Annotated in this window: 1 protein-coding gene; it reads right to left on the bottom strand. The window is 65.0% G+C overall.

The window, feature by feature from the left end; translation table 11 throughout:
* A partial coding sequence (locus AC4FS3_RS28810) for a MipA/OmpV family protein (protein ID WP_491023386.1) occupies positions 1 to 430 on the bottom strand: 430 nt, incomplete at its 3' end.
* Positions 431 to 791: the final 361 nt, after the last annotated feature.

Here is a 791-nt window from a genome sequence, read left to right as displayed (position 1 = left end):
CGGCGTAGCGCGCTTCGATGCGGGCGCGCAGGAATTCCGTCGGCCACAGGTCGAGGAAGACGCCCGGCTGCACCGACCATCCCGCGTCGTGAATGCCCCACAGGCGACGTTCGGAACCGGAATAACGGCCAGGGCCGTAGCCCGCCACGACGCCGGCGCGCAGCCAGGAGGTGTCGTAGAGCGACAGGCTGGCGCTATCGTCCGGCGAGGTGAACTTCGGCCGTTCGCCCATATAACGGTAGCTGATGGAGGGCGAGCCAAAGAACGTCATGCGGTCGGAGCCGGGCCAGGCGGACGACACGCCGATGGTGCCCTTGACCGTGACGATCCACTGGTCAGACGACACGGGCGTATTGTTGAACATGATGTCCGAACGTTCGCCATAATCCGCCGGCTGGGCCTGAACGCCTCCGGCGAAAACGGCTGGCATGACAACAGCTGCGAGGGCGGCGGAAAATCTGGACAGGCGGCTTGGCACGGCTCGGGATGCTTTCGTTGCTGCGTTTGGCGTTCAGTATACGAAAAAGATTCTTAACAGGCGGCAAGCGCCAGCCTGAATCAGCGGCAAGGTTAATGCTATGCTAACGAAACCGCCAGCTTCGGTCTGGGGCGGCAATGTGGCGGCATCGCGGCGGACAGTCCCCGGCTGGGGATATGTCGCAGGCCAGGCGCCCGTCAGCCCGATGTTTCGCAGCCAAGCGCATGGACCAGGCAGGCGCAGGCCAGGCAGGAGCACAGGCATGTGCGCCAGGCTTCGCCACGAAGGCCCGGGCTGGCGTTCCGGCCCTTCC

The sequence above is a fragment of the Pseudogemmobacter sp. TB195 genome, assembly GCF_058313095.1.
This window is presented reverse-complemented; position numbering and strand designations above follow the sequence as displayed.